Below are 15,167 nucleotides of genomic sequence, written 5' to 3'. Positions count from 1 at the left end.
TTATCTTTTCCCTCTTAATCTTCCATCGTCGATAAGTCACCTGTAGGTAAGTCAAGCTCCCATGCCTTCAACACACGTCGCATAATCTTACCACTACGCGTCTTTGGCAGTTTATCGATTACTTCAATCTCACGTGGAGCAGCATGAGCGGAAAGCCGCTCCTTTACGAATGTACGAATCTCCTCTTTTAACTCCTCAGACTCCTCTACACCATCTTGAAGCGATATAAAAGCCTTAATGATTTGACCTCGTACAGGATCGGGTTTTCCGATCACTCCCGCCTCCATCACGGAAGGATGCTCCACTAACTTACTTTCCACTTCAAACGGACCTACACGCTCACCCGCCGTATTAATCACATCATCTAAGCGCCCTTGAAACCAGAAATATCCTTCATCATCGCAATAGGCAGAGTCACCGGAGATATACCAGCCTGGAATACGGAAGTACTCTTCGTATTTTGCAGAGTTCCCCCATATCTTACGCATCATCGCTGGCCATGGAGTACGAATTGCCAGATTACCGAGCTCATACGTAGGCAATTCATTTCCCTCATCATCAATGATCGCCGCAGTTATACCCGGAAAAGGTTTCCCCATCGAACCTGGTTTAATCTCCATTTGCGGATAATTTGAAATTAAGATCCCACCTGTTTCTGTCATCCACCAATTATCATGAATGCGCCGCCCATACACCTTTAATCCCCACCGTATCACTTCCGGGTTAAGCGGTTCCCCTACACTTAACACATGGCGCAAGGAAGATAAGCGATACTTGTGAGCCGCTTCTTTCCCTGCCCCCATCAACATCCGAAATGCAGTAGGTGCACTATACCATACTGTCACCTGTAATTTTTCAATCGTCTCATACCAATCATCCGGACTAAAGCGACCTCCTCGGATCACATTCGTTACACCATTTAGCCAAGGAGCGAAGATACCATAAGATGTGCCCGTCACCCAACCTGGATCAGCAGTACACCAGTATACATCACCTTCCTTAAAATCAAGAACCCACTTCCCCGTCTGATAATGTTGTATCATCGCATTATGGACATGATATACCCCTTTGGGCTTCCCTGTTGAACCGGATGTGTAATGAAGCAGCATGCCATCCTCACGACCTACCCATTCGATCTCTAACTGTGGTGAAATCGCTCTCATTTCCTCCAGTAAATCAATCAGTCCCTCATTGATATCGCTTCCACTTTCAGTCACGACAAAAATATGTTGCAAACTAGGGAGATCATCCACTGGTACTCGTGGGAGAAGAGCTGGCGTTGTCACCAACGCTACCGCTTCACTATCACGCAAGCGATCTGCAACTGCTTCCTCCATAAAAGCTTCAAACAAAGGACCCACAATCGCACCCAGCTTCAATGCACCCAAGAAACTAAAATAAAGCTCGGGAGTGCGTGGCATAAAGATAAAGAGGCGATCTCCCTTCTTAATACCATGTCGACGAAATACAGAACCTGCACGATCCGACTGCTCCTTCATCTGTGAAAATGTGTAGGTTTCATCACGCTTATCATCTAAATAACGAAGCGCAATTTGTCCCCCCCGCCCTTCATCGACGTGTCGATCAATCGCTTCATAAGCAGCATTTACCCGACCTGTCTCATACCAAGAAAACTCTCGTTCAACCTCATCCCAAGAAAATGAATCATACGTTTTTTCATAATCGGATAATTGGTTCTTTCTCGTCACCACTTCAATCTGTTCGCTACTATGCATTCTGATCCGCCCCTTTCTCCATTTCCCTACAGTTAGTATAACATAAGTTCAGACAACCACATTTATTCAGTCTTTTTCCCGCAAAAGCGGGTGCTAAAACCCGCCACCGCATTATCCCTGCCATTTCTCCAACATCCGATGTACCATCACACACGAACGATGAGAAGCTAACTCCGTAAATTTTTCAAAGTTTACTGTCGCCGAGTGGTCTGCTTTATCCGAAATGGAGCGAATGACGACGAAAGGCACTCCATTGGCGTGACAAACATGAGCGACCGCCGCCCCTTCCATCTCCACACATACCCCTTCTAGTTGACTCCAGAGCTGAAGCACTGTTTTAGTGCTAGAGATGAACTGATCACCAGAAAGAACTTTCCCTTCTACTGTTTTTCCTTCTGCAATCGACTCCCCTGCCTCACGTGCTAACCTTACCCACATAGGATCTGCTTTAAAGACAGACACCTCCTGGAAAGGAATTTGCCCTCGCTCTAATCCCAATGCAGTTACATCCATATCATGATACTGACACTGTGTTGAGATTACACAATCACCAATTTCCAAATTGGGATCGAGTGCACCCGCCACCCCAGTAAAAATAATCGCATGAACGTCATAACGATCGATTAACACCTGTGTACAAATGGCAGCGTTTACTTTTCCTACTCCGCTTTTACACAATACAATCGACTTTCCGGCAAAGATTCCCTCATAAAAACAAACTCCTGCAACTTCACTCTGCTTTTCCATCTTCATGTCTGCTTGGAAGCGAGAGATCTCCTCATCCATTGCACCAATGATTCCAATCATATCAGGCGGCCCCCATCTCTTCTATTTTGTCAGTGTTGATTCACGCATTTCCAAGCGATGTGGCAATATCACTTGTTTTTCGATAACCTCTTCATCATTCATAAATTTAGTTAGAAGTCTCATCGCTACCGCACCAATATCGTACATAGGAACTGCTACCGTACTTAATCTGGGCCGAACCTGAGAGGATAAAGGGGTATTATTAAAACCAATCACAGATACATCCTCTGGCACCTTGCCCCCGCGATCCTGCACAGCGTGAATCGCTCCCACCGCCATCTCATCATTAGCGACAAAAGCCGCTGATAACTCGGGGTGGGCATCGAGCAAACTATTCATCGCTTCCCAGCCAGAGGCATAATCGTACTGCCCTATACGAACCAATGATTCCACAAAAGGAAGTTGGCTCTGAGCAAGCGCTTCGCGATAACCTTGGTACCGTGGCATCCCGCTTGTCGATTCCGTCAAAGGACCTCCAATAATTGCGACCTGCTCATGCCCTTCTGCTAGCAACAATTCTGTTGCCTCTTGAGCAGCTATACGATGATCAATATTGACCGATGGCCATCCATTCTTCTCATCCTGTGTCGCAGCTAATACGATTGGTACCTGCGATCCAGTAAAGATATCACGGTGATCGTCTGTCACTTCGCTTCCCATAAACAAAAGTCCATCCACTTGCTTTTCCAGTAGCGCCTCAATTAACTGTAACTCCTTATCTTTCTTTAAGTCAGAGTTACATAATATGATATTGTAATGATACATATTGGCAATATCTTCAATCCCTCTTGTGATTTCCGAGAAAAAAGAGCGCGATATATCGGGAATCACTACTCCAACTGTGGTAGTACGCTTACTTGCGAGTCCACGTGCTACAGCATTGGGACGATAACCTAAAGTACGGATCGTCTCCAACACTTTCTTCCTCGTTGTCGGTTTCACATTGGGATTACCATTGACCACACGGGAAACCGTCGCCATCGAAACATTCGCCTCACGAGCTACATCATAAATCGTAATGGTTTCTTTTTTTCTTCCTGTCATCATCCATACACCTTTTTCCGTAAGCTTGATTTTCCTTTAGGATGAGGCAATCAGCGTTTTTAATGTATCGTTTGTAATACTGATCCACGATTCTTTACTACCACGGTTAATACAAATCACTGGATTACGCTCCAACTGCTCAGCAAACAGAGACTTACATGACTTGAGGCGAGGGAAGACCTCCTGTTGACCCCCAGCTTGTCGCCACTCGGCAATTCGTTCATGCGCCAAACCAGAATTAGTAAATATATCTAACGTCGGCTGACTCTCTCCAGGAGCGAGATCCACACAAGTACCATTGCGATCGACAACAACCCATATCCAATCTAACCTCTTGAGCATCTGCCCAATTTCCCATGCATTAGCCGTTCCCTGTCCAGCCCGAATGGATCGCTCTAACAATGCATACACATTTTCTTTTTCATTTCCACATAAACCATCTACATGCTTTGCTAACAAACCAATCTGTTCAGGAAATCCATATTGAAGGATAGGACCTTCTCCTCCCAAGGCCCAGCAACGACTCCGTATTCCTTCCCAGCTATGTAACTGCGGTTCTCCACCCGACTTTTCACACACCGCTTGCGCATCCGACTTGCTAAAGTATACAGGTATAGACTGTTTTCCATTGTCCAAATCAATAAAGAGTAAGCGTTCCCTCTGTGAGGGGATCCATGCCCCTTGCTGCAGCTTCATACTCACCAAGGCATATTCACAGAGGAGCAGGTGCATCAAGGAGCGGTCTGTAATCAGACGTGATGGCTTGCCTGGATTGAGGGCAAAACCATCGTAACCACTGCGGAATGCCTCTTTCATATACTCTAACGTGTCTTTACTCTGCAAATAAACTTGTGGTTGTGCTTGTAACCAGTCTTGTGCAATATGTTCGTCTGAAAATAAAACGGAACGTTTACTACCTGGTTCCTTCCCCCGTGCCACTACAGGCCGTACTTCTGTTCCCAATGCTGTAGGCCGATGATAAGCTACATATACTTGTGGCATGTATTGAGCCAAGTGTGGAAATAATTCGCGTGGTGTCCATTCCCCATTATTTGCTTTTTCTAATGACATTAAGAGATTCACTTTCGCTCTCTCCCCCCATTTTAACTCACTTAGATTGGGTAAATCATCCTGATCTTCGACAAAATCGTAACATTATCTACACAAAGGCAAAAAGACCGCATGTGCGGCCCTGCAAATCTCACTTCCATCCCTGACCATTGTCCATAGGGCTAGAGAAGTTCAGATATAAAGTGTTCAAAGGTAGGAATATCGATTTGTTGATTTGCATCAGATAATGCGACGGAAGGATCAGGGTGCACCTCTACCATTATACCATCTGCCCCTGCCGCTAATGCTGCTCTCGCAACGGGAAGCAATATATCACGTCGACCAGTTGAATGCGTAATATCAACAATTACAGGAAGGTGACTTTCCTGCTTCAAAATGGGTACAGCAGAAATATCCAGGGTATTGCGTGTCCATTTTTCGTATGTGCGAATCCCACGTTCACATAAAATCACTTGTTCATTTCCGCGTGACACAATATATTCCGCAGCAAACAGTAACTCCTCAATCGTGGCCGCCATCCCTCTTTTCAAAAAGACAGGAGTATTTACTTTTCCCGCTTCCTTAAGCAGATCAAAGTTTTGCATATTGCGCGCACCAATTTGAATCATATCAACGTATTTGGTCGCCATCTCAATATCACCTGGATTTACAATCTCGCTTACGACATTCAATTTAAACTCATCGGCCACTTCGCGTAAGATTCGCAGACCTTCTTCTCCTAACCCCTGGAAGTCATATGGAGAAGTACGAGGTTTGAAAGCGCCTCCCCGTAAAAAGCTTACTCCCTGCTGCGCAAGACTCGCAGCAACCTGACGAACTTGTTCTTTTGATTCAACTGAACACGGTCCCGCAATCACTTGCTTATTAGGTTCTCCGATGGTATTATTACCTACCGTGACAACCGTATCATGAGATTTGCGCTTACGGCTTACCAACAACGCTTTCTTTTCCTCTTCCCCTTGAAGATTGAGAGAAGCTTTAAAAATCTCCTTAAACAAATGACGAACACTTCCATCTTCAAATGGGCCTTCATTGTGGCGGACGAGATCATCGAGCATCTTGCGTTCACGAACAGGATCGTATTTCATCACTCCTTGCCGTGTCTTCATCTCCCCAATCTCTTTTACAATCTTAGCTCGTTCGTTCATCAAAGCTAAAAGTTCTAGATTAATTCGATCCAATTCTTTTCTCAAACTATTTAACTGGTGTTCACTCACGACCATTCGCCCCTAACCACTTTGTAGTTGTACCATGACTCACCTTACGGATGAACAGGCTTCACATCCATCAATTTATGAAACCAATGCAATACTTCCTTATTATCTTCAGGAAAGCGAAAAGTTTTCCACTCCGGTTGTTCACCTGTCGTCACAATGACGGAAGTGGGATAAGTTAACCTCTCCAGCTTTTCTTTTTCATCATCAATCTCCATCCCGACAAGACCAAGAAGTGCTAGCAGTGTCGTTCGATCCGGGATACGAACAAACACCACCCGCTTCACATTATTCTGCCAAGCTGCCTGTTCCTCTATAACTAGAGGAACAGCACTAGGGTACACCCAAGCAACTTCTGACATTTGTCCACTATCCCGTGACGTGAGCGATTGCACCACGCGAATAGAATCTACAGCTGGGATATGCAATTCTTCAGATTGTTTAGCGAGCACCATCACTTGGTCTTGACCGGTTTCTGGCATCTTCACAACGCCTGACTGCGATGTCTGTGCAGTTGATAAAGTGACAGACGTCGCATTTTGATCCGCAGATGGCTGTATACTAGATTCCATATAGGGAGGGAAAAAGTATACAACCATCATCATGGAAGCACAGACAACTGCCCATTTGGGAAATCCATTAAAAGATGCACGTTCCTTATGCTGTCTATCGATTCGAATCTCTTCCAAAGTGTGTACGAGCTCAATCATCTCCTGCAGGTCTTGTTTGCATTCAGCACATTCATCTACATGAGCTTTTAATTTTTTATACTCTTGCTTTGATATTTCCTGATCCACATATCGCTGAATCAAAGGTTCGATCTCCCTGCAAGACATCATTGGCTCAACTCCTTACTTTTTGGAGAGTCGATCTTTCAGCATTTTCCGTGCGCGGAATAATTGAGTCTTTACAGTTCCCTCAGGTATATCTAAAGCCTCACTAATTTCAGTGTACGATAACCCATGAAAATGACGTAAATCAATCACCCGTTGATAGATATCGGGTAGCTCAGCTATTTCCTCATTTACCTGCTCCAACAAGAGTCGTTGCTCTACCTGCTCCTCTACTGATAATTCTTCTACTGAGGTAGAGGGTTCGGTATAAACAAACGCATCCTCCATCGCTACTAGTTTTAAACTCTTCTTCCGCTTCTGGTCACGAAAACGGTTTGTCATCATGGTTCGAAGCCATGCTTTTAACGATTTTTCATATACATACTTATTTGATTTTCGATGTGCCTGCCACATCGTCTCTTGTGTCAAATCTTTTGCATCCTCAGTATTACCGGTTAACCGATAGGCTATATGATAAAGGTAACGGTAATGATGAAGCAATCGTTCCAAGAAATCATCTGTTCCCATCGATTTGTCTGGTGTGGCTCCGGTTTCTTTAGTCCCCATAAGAACCTCCTGTAAGCGAGTTCTCTTTTTCTCTCGCTACCCTTTCATTCTCTCCTGCTCCTGTAATACCGTCCACAAGCGATCTACTGTAATCGCTCCATGTGAAGCTGACCAAAGTACCTCGCTCTCCCGTATCAAAAAAATCTGGGGAGATTGATGTTGGATGCCTGTGTAAACTTCAATTTCATTAGAGATATCACGATCCTCAATCACCTTAACCACTCCTGTAGCAAAGGAAGAGGCCTCATCACTCTGACATACTTCCTGTAGAGCCGTATAAGCACGATGACTGATCGGACATGCTGTACTATGCTTGAAAATCAAAATATCTTTATCATTAGATAATCGCAAAAACTGATGCCACTCGTCAATGGTTTTTATTTCATTTAATTGTACCATGTTCCTACCTCCTCTTTTCAAAAAAACAGAGCACCCTCCGGTGCCCTCGTCATCTAAATCTTCTTTCAAGACGGAGAAATCAAGTTCTCCCTCTGATTTGCTCCGCTTTTTTCAAGCTTTCTTCGGCGAGAGTATCTTGTGCTTCTTCCAACGCTTCTTTCGCCTGGTCGATTTCCTCATCTGCAGCAGAAGCTATTTCCAATGTTTTATTGGACATCGTATTGCGGATCTGTCCCCAACCCTCTTGCAATTTCTCCCGTGCTTCGCCCAGTTTCTTAGCGAGCTCATCTTTTTGCTCGATTACACTCTCTTTTACTTCAATACTTTTTCCCTTCGCTTCTTCATAGCCTAATCCAAGCTCTTGGCGAACTTCTCTCCCTGACTTGGGCGTAAGGAGAACAGCTGCTGAAGCACCGATTAATCCACCGATCAAAGCACCTATGATAAAATCTTTTCCATTAATAGAATTGTTTTTATCTTCCATCATAATCTCTCCTTTTAATTTTTTTAGTCTGCTCAGGATGACGAAAGCGATTGATTAAATCGACACCTACACCCATATAAGCGGCTACTTTCCCCAAGCGCCTACTCTGATCTCTCACATCTGCTGTCACAGTGGTAGAAAGCTCATTCACCTTTTTTCCAGCATCAGAGAGGGCACGCACGAGAATTTCCACTTGGTTGTTAACCAACTTACTCTTTTCTTTTGTATCTTCAGCAACCGTGGTTGCCGCTTCCTGGACTGTCTTCCCCGCTTGAGAGAGTGAATTAACCAAAGCATCTAACTTTTTGCTTTTCTCTTGTACATCATTGATGAGAACGCGGGTTTCGCGTAAAGTGAGTGTAGACTCAGACAACACATCTTCTACTTTTTCTTCCGCTTGGGTGAGAACAGATTGCACGGACTCCAATGATTCATTCAGTCGATTCAGGGATCGAATGATAAAAGCCACTAGGATGCTAAAAGCAACTGCAATAACCGCAACACTCACTCCGACTAGTGATATATCTTCCATAGTGTCCTGTCCCCTTTCATGTAAATGTATTTACCCTTTTTCCAAGGTGATAAACCTGTCAAACCTTAAATTAAGAAAAATATTTCTTAAAACGTCCAGCTCTTTCCTATCATACAAGCTTCCCGCATTCAATTCAATATTTTTCCGTATCATATCCCTTCTACACCCAGTCTATATTAATGATGTTTGAATTTTTTGCGCCTAGTCGCAAGCACCTTCTATGGTTATAATAGGATAGGTAGCTGTACTGATTACGGTCATCCCCACGCGAACGGGGTTTTATTTTGAAAGGAGAGAATGACATTGTCAGAAACAAAAACAGTAGTCGTCATGAACGGAGATCAAACAGGACAGGAATTATTAGATGAAGCTTTGCGCCTGTTAGCCCCCGAAGTGATCGGCTTCGATATTCAGTTTGAAACGTTCGATCTTAGCTTACAAAACCGTCGTACCACCAATAATAAGGTTGTGTACGAAGCTGCCGAAGCGATGAAAAAACATGGTTATGGTTTAAAAGCCGCAACCATCACACCAGAAGAAAAAGGGGACATCGGTAGTCCCAACGCGATTCTCCGCCGCGAAATTGATGGCAAAGTCATCGTTCGTACCGGGCGCCGTATTCCTGGTGTCCGTCCAGTAGCTGGAACCTTTGCCCCTATCTCCGTTATTCGCATGGCGGTAGGCGACGCTTACGGTGCAAAAGAGTGGCGTGATGGCGAAGGTATGGATGAAGTATCTTACCGCACCGAAGTGATCGACCGTAAAACTTGCCGTGCGGTTGCTGAATACTCCTTTCGCCATGCGCAAAAAATCAAAGGTAAAGTGTTTGGTGGCCCTAAGTTTACGGTTAGTCCTATCTACGAAGGTATGTTAAAAGAAGAGATGGATGAAGCGAGCAAGCGTTATCCCGATGTAGCCTACGATCCACAGCTGATCGATGCTACTTATGCACTCCTGCTCAACGCGGCAGAGGAACCACTCGTTATTCCTGCACTCAACCGTGATGGCGATTGCTTAAGCGACCTTGTATTGCAGCTCTTTGGTTCCATCGCAGGGGCTGAGTCCATCTTGATGAGCTTTGATGAATCATTCAATCCACATGTGATCATGGCTGAAGCTCCACACGGAACCGCACCATCCCTGTTCGGAAAAAATATTGCCAATCCGATGGCGATGATTTTGGCCGCCGCATCTCTATTAACCCACATGGATCATCCGAAAGCATCAGCCGCTTCGCGCGCTATCTATGAAGCTACAATCGAAACCGTACGTGAAGGAACAACTACTTCCGATCTAGGTGGTAATGCCCTCACTACCGAATTTACCGATGAAGTAATTGATAAAATTAAAACCAAATTGGAAGTATGGAGCTCCATCCAAAGCTTCTAATATATAAGAGTGCCCCTTGTCCAACTGGACAAGGGGCACTTCATTTCTGTGTTTACCTACGCACTGGTTAATTGATATTGACTCAACCACGTCACAATTCCCAAAGACCGATCTTCTATCTCTTTTACAAATGTGAATCCACACGTCTCATAAAATCGACATGCACCCTCATTCTCTTTTTCTACCCATACCATTAACGGGAGCTGTTTCGTCTGTTGCGCCAATCCATAACGTACTAAAGCTTTACCTACACCTCGCTGCTGGTAAGAAGACAACACATAGATCCGTGTCAACTCGATTTCGGTGGCCGATGGAACAAACTGTGTATAGCCTATAACCCGTTCACCTGCGCATGCAACAAAGAAACCACGTGGTTCAAGTTGACAATCGCTTTCCCACGCTTTACGCAAAGCATCGGGATGATATGCTTTTTTCAAAAAGGTATTAATCGTATCTAAAGGTAAAATATCCTTATATGTAACTGGCCAAGTTGCTCGTGCCACCGCTTGCACTCCCATCAGGTCCCTTTCTTCCAATGGGCGGATTGATAGTTTGGTCACATGTTCACCTGCTTTTGGATTTTCGATATTGTATCATACCATTAACCGAAAGTGTAGAAATAAGAGAATATTTTATATATAATATAACTGATGAACTATCTTCAATCGCTCAAGGAGGTTGGATGATGGAAATTGAACCTAAACACGAGCCCACTCTAACACCAACTAGCCCACAACCCGGTGATGATCACGCCCGAAAACATATCATCTCCTTCATCAGCATGTTAATCTTAACCGGAATCTCCTTTTATCTAGTCGCTACAAACCTTCTTCCGCCCCAAACTGTGATTGTCGTGATTCTTATACTTGCCGGCATTCAAGTATTGTTGCAATTTTTCACCTTTATGCATCTCGATCAAAAAGGACACTTCTTCCCCTTGCTCTTTCTTTTTACTGGTATTATTGTCGCCGCAACAGTTATATTAGCTACCACCATATTTATGGGTTAAAATCGAGTGAAGCCGACTTCACCAGTAGGAAGTCGGCTTCACGCTTTTCTTATCTCGGCTTTCTGCGTCCCGATAAGATATCTTTTCCAATTTGAGGATTTGAGGCGACAGACTCTGCAAACTTCATCAGATCGTTTTTATTCACATCTGCTTGGGTTACGCGCATGAGATAATCAATAACAGCTGCCATTCCACCGCGATCAAGCGCCTCTTTGGCTCCCCCCATAATTTGCGCCATCTGCTGTTCCGTCAGTACCTGATGTCCCATCACGCCATTAATCATATCTGCCAAATCTTTCATGGACGGTCCTTTACTCATAGGTTCCCCTCCTGTTCCCCTGGTCTTCTTCCACACTATGTAAACACGTCCGCTTCGGCGTAGACATCTACCCGTTTTTCCGCCCAATTGCATTCAATTTGGGCATTTATAACAGGTTGGAAAGTCATCCTTCCCCAATATTGAATAGGATAAGAAGAAACCAGCAAAAACAGGAGGAATACTATGTCCTATCCAATCGACTATGGAACCTACTGCAGCTACGGAGGGTATGGCTATGGTGGATGTGGGTATAACAATTACGGTTACGACCGTCCCACAATCTCCCCCTGGAGAAAGCTACTTCTTTTCTTATTAGTTATCCCTACAATCTTTTGGTTTGTATTTAGCTGGTGAGAGCCAGCTTTTTTTTGTGATCCTATATCCCAATTACCGGAACCATTGGACAAACTTCTGAGTCACTTTTGGAATCCAGCCAGCAAACAATTTTTCTCGCCAATACATATCTGCTACTCGCCCAACTGCCGCCGCCCGTGTCGGATATGGATACACCACCTGTGCTAAATCTCCGATCTTATGCCCGTATTGCTTTGCAAAAACCACTTCTTGCATCACCTCACCCACACTAACTCCCACAGCGTGCGCTCCGAGAATACGCCCCCGGCGATCGGTCAAGATTTTTATCATACCATCTGTATCTCGATCGGCTACATAGCGATCTACATCATCTAACTCCACTTTGTAGACACGATAATCCTGATTCTCATCCTTCAACTCCTCTTCGGTCTTCCCTAGATGAAACAATTCAGGATCTGTATAAGTAACCCACGGTAAGCCTTCATAACTTACTTTCTGCCGCAATCCAAATACAGCATTAGAAACCACCGTCTTCCCTTCTAAACTGGCTGCGTGAGTGAACGGATAGCGACCGTTAACATCTCCTACCGCATAAATATGACGCTGACTCGTTTGTAAGCGCTCGTTCACTTCAATCGCTCCACGCTGATTTACTTGAATCCCAGCCTTTTCACACCGCAGTGCCTCCGTATTGGGTTTACGACCAGCGGCCACTAGGATCTCCTCCACCATCCACTCTTTCCTCTCACCCTGCAGTTCGACTACTACCTTCTTCCCCCGTTTTGTTTGTTCAACCTGCTTCACACTTGCTCCCGTGTGAAGTTCCATCTCTTTCTTTAACTTACGCTCTAGATAAGGAACCACCTCATGATCTTCGTTGCGCAAAAACAGATCATCCGCTTCCAACACCACTACTTTTGTCCCAAAGCGAGCGAGTGATTGCGCTAATTCCAGCCCGATCGGGCCTGCACCGATCACAGCTAGTGAGGAAGGCTTTTGCTCCAGTGAAAAAAGTGTCTCATTAGTGATATAACCGGCTTCTGCTAATCCAGGGATGGGAGGAAGTACTGGACTGGAGCCTGTGGCTACTACAATCCGTTTGCCGTGTAAAACCTCCCCCATCCCTATCTTCACTTCGTTCTTACCCACAAAAGAGGCTTTGTCCTGATACACGTCGATCCCCAACTGCGTAAATCGTTCTGGATCATCATGCTTTTGAATCGTCGCGATCGCATCGTCTAGTCGCTGTTGTGCCGTAGTAAAATCAACCTTTCCTTCAACCTGAAGCCCAAACTGCTTTGCTTTTTGAGTTGTATGTACAATTTTCGCCGACTGGATCAAGGACTTGCTAGGAACACATCCACTCCACAAACAGTCTCCCCCGAGCGGCCCTTCGCTAATTAACGCTGTCGACATCCCAAAGGAAGCGGCTCCTGCAGCCACTACAAGTCCCCCTGCTCCTCCACCAATCACAATCAATTGATACTTTTTCATCTTGCGAAGACCTCCTCTTTTTTGCATTATATCATGCCCTACTTTAAGCGATCGTGCTTACATAAGTAAAACCCCCCTCTCTCTTAAAGAGTAGGGGGGATTATATTGATTGTAACCGTACACTAGGATTTTGCGGTTCAATTAACTTTAACAGAAGGTTGTATTCCTCGATCAACATCATCTCAAAGAACTTCATCTCTTTTCGTAACTTCTTACTCTCATCCGCTAATTGCTGCATTTGCTCGTGATTATTTTCAATTAATTTTTCTAATCGTTCAATCCTGGATTGCCAATGTTGGATTTCCGAACGAACATCTTGCTCTGAATTCGAGGAGACGGTGCTCGTTAAGTATTTCCATCTTTTATAACATGCATTGGCACTTCTCCCTAATCTTTCGCTAATTTTGTCAAAGATTTTGGTTCGATCCAACCCAGATCTCCGACCAACCTGTACAAATTGTAGGAGAAGCCGGTCTTCTTCATTGCTCCATGGACGAGCCACAAACGGCACCTCTTTCTCTGTCTTTATCCCTTCTATACTGTTATGTTATGATTGTGCATCCGTTTCTGTATCGACGCTTGTCTTTGACTCATCAGGTTTCGATGAAAAATAGTCCGATGCATCCTTATCTGCATACGACTCCTTCTCTGGCTTCAGCCCACTGGCAGATTCCAAAAGCTGCAGGATGCCTGCATATCGTTCTTTCACTTGATTGTACAACTCGATCGCTTCACAGTGTTCCTTCAGCTGTTGATTTTCAGTTGCAAGTTGCCTCAGCCTTTCCTCCTTCTCCTTCACTTTATTCTCCAACTTCTGCACCCGATATTGCATATCTTCACGCTTTTCCTCCACTTGATACAAGTCTTTCATAATACTTTTTAAGGAATGGGAAGAGGCGACACGTTTCTTCTTCAACTCATTCATAATGCTATCTTTTTTCGCCTTTTTGAAGTCACGCATCACGAGTTGACGAACAACCGCGTTCCAACGGAAGGCACACGCTCCCGCTGTCCTTCCCAGCTCCTTACTCAAAAAAGCAAAGGCGTCTAACTGTGTTTTCCCATCCCGAATGTAGTCTAATACTGTATCCGCCAATAACTGATCTTCTTCTTTCGTCCACATACGACCTTTCATGTTGAATCTCTCCTTCAAACCGACTTAATCCTAATCTATTACTGGAGATCAGCAAAAGTGCATCAATAAATTTACAACAAAAAATAAATAGAGATTTGACTTAAATTAAAGCCCATACTTCTTCTTAATAGCTGATAACAGCTCAAGAATAACCATCTGTGAATGGTTTCTTGCTTCGCGAACCACCTCTCTGGAGGCAGGCTCATTTTGATCTGCGGTATCCGTCACTCCACGTACTGATAAATAAGGGGTGGATGAGAGCAATGTGGTAAGTCCCACACTTGCAGAGGAAGTTTCTACTAATTGACCTCCAAAAACCAGACGTAATCTTTCTTTAAGTTTCCTGCGAGTAATAAATTGATCTCCAGTTAAAATTTTACCAGTAGCAATCCGAAGAGACGGAACCGTTTGTGCCCCCTGTACGGCAAGTTTTACTAACTTTTTATTCGTTTTATACACAGACACCCGAAGGGACGGATATTGACTCAACGGAACATCAATCTCGGTGTAGTTCACATCATGAAATTGCGAACCTGTAGCGATGACAACATCTCCTGAATTCAAATTCGGATTAAGTGCACCGCCACCCCCTGAAGATAAAACAATATTGGAACTAAATGAATGGATCAAACTTTGAATACCCAGGGCAGTATTTACTTTACCAACACCCGAACTACAAGCAATCACTTCAAAACCTTGTATTAACCCTTTGACACATTGAATTTGAGAAGAAATACGAACCTCCCTCTTCACACTCATTTCTTCAACTATCAGATTTAAATCCTCTAATCCCGCCGCTTGAATTCCGATAATCACACA

Annotated in this window: 19 protein-coding genes; 3 read left to right on the top strand and 16 right to left on the bottom strand. The window is 44.3% G+C overall.

Going from position 1 to position 15,167, the window contains the following annotated elements:
* Positions 1–14: 14 nt before the first annotated feature.
* The 10 genes from acsA to NXZ84_RS00730 all read right to left on the bottom strand — a co-directional run bounded on the left by acsA (position 15) and on the right by NXZ84_RS00730 (position 8,687).
* Positions 15–1,736 (bottom strand): acetate--CoA ligase, encoded by a 1,722-nt coding sequence (gene acsA / locus NXZ84_RS00775; protein WP_258838399.1) that lies wholly within the window; start codon positions 1,734–1,736, stop codon positions 15–17.
* A gap of 111 nt (positions 1,737–1,847) precedes the next feature.
* Complete coding sequence (locus tag NXZ84_RS00770; RefSeq protein WP_258838398.1) at positions 1,848–2,543, bottom strand: 5'-methylthioadenosine/adenosylhomocysteine nucleosidase; 696 nt, start codon at positions 2,541–2,543, stop codon at positions 1,848–1,850.
* Positions 2,544–2,564: 21 nt separating this feature from the next.
* Complete coding sequence (gene ccpA / locus NXZ84_RS00765) at positions 2,565–3,587, bottom strand: catabolite control protein A (protein ID WP_258838397.1); 1,023 nt, start codon at positions 3,585–3,587, stop codon at positions 2,565–2,567.
* A 36-nt stretch (positions 3,588–3,623) separates the two neighbouring features.
* Entirely contained in the window at positions 3,624–4,670 is a 1,047-nt protein-coding gene (locus tag NXZ84_RS00760) for a hypothetical protein (protein ID WP_258838396.1), read from the bottom strand.
* 149 nt (positions 4,671–4,819) lie between these two features.
* Entirely contained in the window at positions 4,820–5,875 is a 1,056-nt protein-coding gene (locus tag NXZ84_RS00755) for a bifunctional 3-deoxy-7-phosphoheptulonate synthase/chorismate mutase (protein WP_258838395.1), read from the bottom strand.
* 44 nt (positions 5,876–5,919) lie between these two features.
* Positions 5,920–6,711: an anti-sigma factor family protein gene (locus NXZ84_RS00750; protein WP_258838394.1), complete on the bottom strand. Its 792-nt coding sequence runs from the start codon at positions 6,709–6,711 to the stop codon at positions 5,920–5,922.
* A 12-nt stretch (positions 6,712–6,723) separates the two neighbouring features.
* The gene (locus NXZ84_RS00745) at positions 6,724–7,272 is read right to left on the bottom strand and encodes an RNA polymerase sigma factor (RefSeq protein ID WP_258838393.1); all 549 of its coding nucleotides are present in this window, start codon (positions 7,270–7,272) and stop codon (positions 6,724–6,726) included.
* A gap of 36 nt (positions 7,273–7,308) precedes the next feature.
* Positions 7,309–7,671, bottom strand: coding sequence for a bacillithiol system redox-active protein YtxJ (gene ytxJ / locus NXZ84_RS00740; RefSeq protein ID WP_258838392.1), 363 nt, complete (start codon positions 7,669–7,671; stop codon positions 7,309–7,311).
* 79 nt (positions 7,672–7,750) lie between these two features.
* Positions 7,751–8,155: a YtxH domain-containing protein gene (locus NXZ84_RS00735; protein ID WP_258838391.1), complete on the bottom strand. Its 405-nt coding sequence runs from the start codon at positions 8,153–8,155 to the stop codon at positions 7,751–7,753.
* Positions 8,145–8,687, bottom strand: coding sequence for a DUF948 domain-containing protein (locus tag NXZ84_RS00730; RefSeq protein WP_258838390.1), 543 nt, complete (start codon positions 8,685–8,687; stop codon positions 8,145–8,147). The genes NXZ84_RS00735 and NXZ84_RS00730 overlap by 11 nt, the downstream gene beginning before the upstream one ends.
* A gap of 330 nt (positions 8,688–9,017) precedes the next feature.
* On the opposite strand from NXZ84_RS00730, the gene NXZ84_RS00725 reads away from it, so the two are divergent.
* On the top strand, positions 9,018–10,076 hold the full coding sequence (locus tag NXZ84_RS00725) for an isocitrate/isopropylmalate family dehydrogenase (RefSeq protein WP_258840296.1): 1,059 nt from the start codon (positions 9,018–9,020) through the stop codon (positions 10,074–10,076).
* A gap of 56 nt (positions 10,077–10,132) precedes the next feature.
* Here the strand turns inward: NXZ84_RS00725 and NXZ84_RS00720 are convergent, their stop codons facing one another.
* A complete protein-coding gene (locus NXZ84_RS00720) occupies positions 10,133–10,636 on the bottom strand; it encodes a GNAT family N-acetyltransferase (protein WP_258838389.1) in 504 nt (167 codons plus the stop codon).
* 125 nt (positions 10,637–10,761) lie between these two features.
* On the opposite strand from NXZ84_RS00720, the gene NXZ84_RS00715 reads away from it, so the two are divergent.
* Positions 10,762–11,085, top strand: coding sequence for a cytochrome C oxidase subunit IV family protein (locus NXZ84_RS00715; RefSeq protein ID WP_258838388.1), 324 nt, complete (start codon positions 10,762–10,764; stop codon positions 11,083–11,085).
* A gap of 49 nt (positions 11,086–11,134) precedes the next feature.
* Here the strand turns inward: NXZ84_RS00715 and NXZ84_RS00710 are convergent, their stop codons facing one another.
* A complete protein-coding gene (locus NXZ84_RS00710; protein ID WP_258838387.1) occupies positions 11,135–11,404 on the bottom strand; it encodes a hypothetical protein in 270 nt (89 codons plus the stop codon).
* A gap of 183 nt (positions 11,405–11,587) precedes the next feature.
* On the opposite strand from NXZ84_RS00710, the gene NXZ84_RS15070 reads away from it, so the two are divergent.
* Complete coding sequence (locus NXZ84_RS15070) at positions 11,588–11,758, top strand: hypothetical protein (RefSeq protein WP_309495431.1); 171 nt, start codon at positions 11,588–11,590, stop codon at positions 11,756–11,758.
* A 33-nt stretch (positions 11,759–11,791) separates the two neighbouring features.
* On the opposite strand, the gene NXZ84_RS00705 is transcribed toward NXZ84_RS15070, so the two are convergent.
* From NXZ84_RS00705 to mtnN, 4 genes are all read right to left on the bottom strand, one after another.
* A complete protein-coding gene (locus NXZ84_RS00705; protein ID WP_258838386.1) occupies positions 11,792–13,213 on the bottom strand; it encodes a dihydrolipoyl dehydrogenase family protein in 1,422 nt (473 codons plus the stop codon).
* A gap of 100 nt (positions 13,214–13,313) precedes the next feature.
* The gene (locus NXZ84_RS00700; RefSeq protein ID WP_258838385.1) at positions 13,314–13,715 is read right to left on the bottom strand and encodes an SANT/Myb-like DNA-binding domain-containing protein; all 402 of its coding nucleotides are present in this window, start codon (positions 13,713–13,715) and stop codon (positions 13,314–13,316) included.
* Between the two features lie 45 nt (positions 13,716–13,760).
* Positions 13,761–14,348 carry a hypothetical protein gene (locus tag NXZ84_RS00695; protein ID WP_258838384.1) on the bottom strand — a complete coding sequence of 196 codons (588 nt, stop codon included), beginning with the start codon at positions 14,346–14,348 and terminating at the stop codon, positions 13,761–13,763.
* 105 nt (positions 14,349–14,453) lie between these two features.
* Complete coding sequence (mtnN, locus tag NXZ84_RS00690; RefSeq protein ID WP_258838383.1) at positions 14,454–15,164, bottom strand: 5'-methylthioadenosine/S-adenosylhomocysteine nucleosidase; 711 nt, start codon at positions 15,162–15,164, stop codon at positions 14,454–14,456.
* Positions 15,165–15,167 lie beyond the last annotated feature (3 nt).

This window comes from Mechercharimyces sp. CAU 1602 (genome assembly GCF_024753565.1).
Lineage (GTDB): Bacteria > Bacillota > Bacilli > Thermoactinomycetales > JANTPT01 > Mechercharimyces.
This window is presented reverse-complemented; position numbering and strand designations above follow the sequence as displayed.

Coding starts and splice junctions, on each gene's coding strand:
- acsA (WP_258838399.1), bottom strand. CDS start 1,736: ATGCATAGTAGCGAACAGATTGAAGTGGTGACGAGAAAGAACCAATTA.
- NXZ84_RS00770 (WP_258838398.1), bottom strand. CDS start 2,543: ATGATTGGAATCATTGGTGCAATGGATGAGGAGATCTCTCGCTTCCAA.
- ccpA (WP_258838397.1), bottom strand. CDS start 3,587: ATGACAGGAAGAAAAAAAGAAACCATTACGATTTATGATGTAGCTCGT.
- NXZ84_RS00750 (WP_258838394.1), bottom strand. CDS start 6,711: ATGATGTCTTGCAGGGAGATCGAACCTTTGATTCAGCGATATGTGGAT.
- NXZ84_RS00745 (WP_258838393.1), bottom strand. CDS start 7,272: ATGGGGACTAAAGAAACCGGAGCCACACCAGACAAATCGATGGGAACA.
- ytxJ (WP_258838392.1), bottom strand. CDS start 7,671: ATGGTACAATTAAATGAAATAAAAACCATTGACGAGTGGCATCAGTTT.
- NXZ84_RS00735 (WP_258838391.1), bottom strand. CDS start 8,155: ATGGAAGATAAAAACAATTCTATTAATGGAAAAGATTTTATCATAGGT.
- NXZ84_RS00730 (WP_258838390.1), bottom strand. CDS start 8,687: ATGGAAGATATATCACTAGTCGGAGTGAGTGTTGCGGTTATTGCAGTT.
- NXZ84_RS00725 (WP_258840296.1), top strand. CDS start 9,018: ATGAACGGAGATCAAACAGGACAGGAATTATTAGATGAAGCTTTGCGC.
- NXZ84_RS00715 (WP_258838388.1), top strand. CDS start 10,762: ATGGAAATTGAACCTAAACACGAGCCCACTCTAACACCAACTAGCCCA.
- NXZ84_RS00710 (WP_258838387.1), bottom strand. CDS start 11,404: ATGAGTAAAGGACCGTCCATGAAAGATTTGGCAGATATGATTAATGGC.
- NXZ84_RS15070 (WP_309495431.1), top strand. CDS start 11,588: ATGTCCTATCCAATCGACTATGGAACCTACTGCAGCTACGGAGGGTAT.
- NXZ84_RS00705 (WP_258838386.1), bottom strand. CDS start 13,213: ATGAAAAAGTATCAATTGATTGTGATTGGTGGAGGAGCAGGGGGACTT.
- NXZ84_RS00695 (WP_258838384.1), bottom strand. CDS start 14,348: ATGAAAGGTCGTATGTGGACGAAAGAAGAAGATCAGTTATTGGCGGAT.